At 66.0% G+C, this 2,977-nt stretch carries 2 protein-coding genes and 2 pseudogenes; 1 reads left to right on the plus strand and 3 read right to left on the minus strand.

The features are described 5' to 3' along the window. Positions 1-351 precede the first annotated feature (351 nt). From ACFXB5_RS53235 to ACFXB5_RS53245, 3 genes and pseudogenes are all read right to left on the minus strand, one after another. Positions 352-744: an IS3 family transposase gene (locus ACFXB5_RS53235; RefSeq protein WP_385223228.1), complete on the minus strand. Its 393-nt coding sequence runs from the start codon at positions 742-744 to the stop codon at positions 352-354. Between the two features lie 138 nt (positions 745-882). Continuing rightward, a pseudogene (locus ACFXB5_RS53240) lies at positions 883-1,122 on the minus strand (transposase); the annotation flags it as partial. Between the two features lie 251 nt (positions 1,123-1,373). Continuing rightward, a pseudogene (locus ACFXB5_RS53245) lies at positions 1,374-2,016 on the minus strand (transposase family protein). A gap of 399 nt (positions 2,017-2,415) precedes the next feature. On the opposite strand from ACFXB5_RS53245, the gene ACFXB5_RS53250 reads away from it, so the two are divergent. Beyond that, a complete protein-coding gene (locus tag ACFXB5_RS53250; RefSeq protein WP_385223230.1) occupies positions 2,416-2,682 on the plus strand; it encodes a hypothetical protein in 267 nt (88 codons plus the stop codon). The last annotated feature ends 295 nt before the right edge of the window (positions 2,683-2,977 follow it).

Genomic DNA, 2,977 nt, shown 5'->3' on the forward strand with positions numbered 1-2,977 from the left:
CCCCAACAATTTGGTGGGGGTGGGCGCGGGGCCGCGGGGGGGGGGGCCCCCGGGGCCCCCCCCGCGCGCAGGCCGAGAGCGCTATTGCCGACACGACAGCCAACGACGCAGAGAAAATGCGGGAGATGACGTGCATTGGTTCGCCTTCCCTTCACTGAGGCCGAGGCCACGCCCCTAGCCGAGTGAGGTAGAACCTAGGTCGATCGCCACGTGACCCGAATCACCCGGACGAGTACATTGGGTTCTCCGCTGCGCCGGACGTGAATGGCGGCCAAAGGGCGAGCCCGTCGAGGTCGAGGACCACAGCTTCTTTACCGGCCTCAAGGGCGAGGCCGCGATCCCCTACGACGTTTACGGCCTCGCAGGCGATGCCAGCCACGCGGGCCGTCTGCCCGGCCGGGTCAGCCCCCGGCACCTTCGGATCTTGCGTCCGGCCAAGCCGAGCTCGGTCATGAGCTTGGCGACGGTGTTCACCGACACCCTCCAGCCCTGGCGCACCAGCGTGATCCAGACCTTCGGGGAACCATACGTGCCGCCCGACTCATCGAAGATCTGCCGGATCGCGTCGGCCAGCTTCCCGCGCCGCACCTCGCGAGCGGTGACGGGCTGGTTGCGCCACTTGTAGAACCAGGACTCGCTCACACCCAGCGCACGGCACGTCAGGGTGTGCGGAATCTCCTGCTCGGCCTCGCAGAGACAGCGGGCGCGGGCCGGTCGGAGGAGGCCGAACCGTTGCGCCGCCACCGCGACACCCAGCTGTGCAGCGTCCCGGAGTGGACACCGAGCTCTTCGGCCTCAACTTCCCCTGCATTCACGGACTCCACGCTACGAGGGGAGGGACAGCAGGCTGTTGAGCTGGTCGAATACACCTTCCTCCAGTCAGCGGGCGAAGTAGGCGTAAACGGTGTTCCAGTGCGGGTAGCCGTGCGGGAGGTAGCGCCAGGGGATCCCGGTGCGGTTCACGTAGAGGATCGCGTTGAAGACGTTGCGTAAATCGACCTTGGCTGGCTGCCCGGTCGGCCTGCGGTCGAGCCGGGCCCTTTTCCAGGCCGTCAACGTCGGCTCGATCAGGGCCCATCGGGCGTCGGACAGGTCGCTGGGGTACGACTTGCGCTCGCTCACGGCGTAGCATGATCACGAGCGAGCCGGAGAGCTCGGTTCCGCTGCCCACCAGGCGATTCCGTGGCATCTTCAAACTAGACGGACTCCCAGGTATCGAACCGAACGAGACGGACGGCCGAGCCTTCGCCCTGGAGGAGGTCATTCACTGCCTATGGGATGAAAGCCTTTAGAGCGGGGCGGGGACGAGAGCCACATACAGGGCCTGACCTGCATAAAAACCCTCTTAGAGGGCAACTGAGCCTTTTCCATCCTCAGTCCGAGCTGACCAGATGCAGGCAGAGGATGGCCCGGACAAGGCCGGTAATCCGGGTGGTCGATCGGCCGCGGCAGGGGACCCGGACCGTGCCGCGTGCGCCCTGGTAGCCCTTGTCGGCCCAGCAGGCGACGCCGACCCCGGCAAGGGCGTCGATGATGCCGTGCTCGCGGGCCGCACGGACGTCGTGAACGGCATCGGGCAAAGCCGATGAGACCCACAACAGACGTCCCTTCGGGTCGGCGATGACCTGCACGTTCATGCCCGTGCTTCTTGTGCTTGCCCGAGTAGAAGGGCCGGTCGGCGGCGATGCGGTCGATCGGCAGCAGCGTCCCGTCGAGCAGGACGAATGCCTTCTTCGACGCCGTCTGGGCAGCCTCGGCGAGCGTGGGAGCGAGGGCGGCCAGGATCTGCACCGCCTCGGTGATGTAACGGTAGGTGGTGGTGCCGACACCGAACCCGGCCGCGAGCTGGCGGTACGGATGACCGTTGCACAGATGCGCCAGGACGAGCAGGGCCTGTCGGCCCACGCTCAGGCGCCGCCATCGGCTGCCAATGTCCCGGCGGTGTCGGCGAAGGCGCGCGGCCAGGAAGCGCAGGGCAGAGCTGGACAGGTCCAGCCCGGACGGGTAAACAAGCACACGAAGCCTCTGGTGGAGACGGATTTCTTGGTCGAAAACCCATCTACCAGGGACGTCACCTGCCTGTCAGCCCAACTGCCCAACCAGCCCGGCAGGTTGGAAAGCGCTCATGATCAGCGGTTTCTGCGGCTGATGCGCAACATGCTGACAGCCGGATACCTGGAGGATTGGAGGTGGGGCGCCACACTCTCCGGAGCGCCGCAGGGCGGAGTGGCCTCCCCGATCCTGTCCAACATCTACCTGCACAAGCTGGATGAGTTCGTCGAGACAGTTCTGATTCCGGAGTACACCCGGGGAGATCGCCGGGCCAGAAACCCGGCCTACCTGGAGTTGCGGAATCTGCTGGCGAAAGCCCGCCGGCGCGGTGACCGGGTGCGGGCCCGTGTGTTGCGTCAGCGGATGGTCAGCCTGCCGAGCGCGGATCCCAACGATCCAGCACACCGCAGGCTGCGCTACATACGCTACGCGGATGATCACCTCTGCGGAAGCAAAGGCACCGTGCAAGTTCACCATTTCCGCGCTCTCGCCGAGCTCGCGCATGCCGGATGGCAGCCCTCCGACTGGGCGCGCGTCATGTTGCATCGGTGTCGCAAAACCGTCGTGGCCTGCGACACCTGCCATGATCGCATCATCTCAAAACGGCCTGCCAAAGCAGACACGCAGTAGTCACTGGAGAGCCGGATGACCGGGAAACCGTCATGTCCGGTTCGGCGGAAGGCCGCGCGGAACAGGACCTGCCCCGGCGGGCACCTCACCGCGCGGCCGACCCAACCGGATGGCTGATGCAGCACCGCCGCCTGGCACCGGACTACGACGCTCTGCCGCAGAGATCTCGCAGGTGTGAACGCCGATCAGATGCTCTCTAGGTACCGGCTGACCACATCAACTGCACGAGTTCGGCCCGGCTGCTGACATCGGTCTTGGCGAAGATCCGCTTCAGGTGCTGTTTGACGGTGTTCTC

It is taken from the genome of Streptomyces sp. NPDC059455 (assembly GCF_042750115.1).
Taxonomy (GTDB): Bacteria; Actinomycetota; Actinomycetes; order Streptomycetales; family Streptomycetaceae; genus Streptomyces; species Streptomyces endocoffeicus.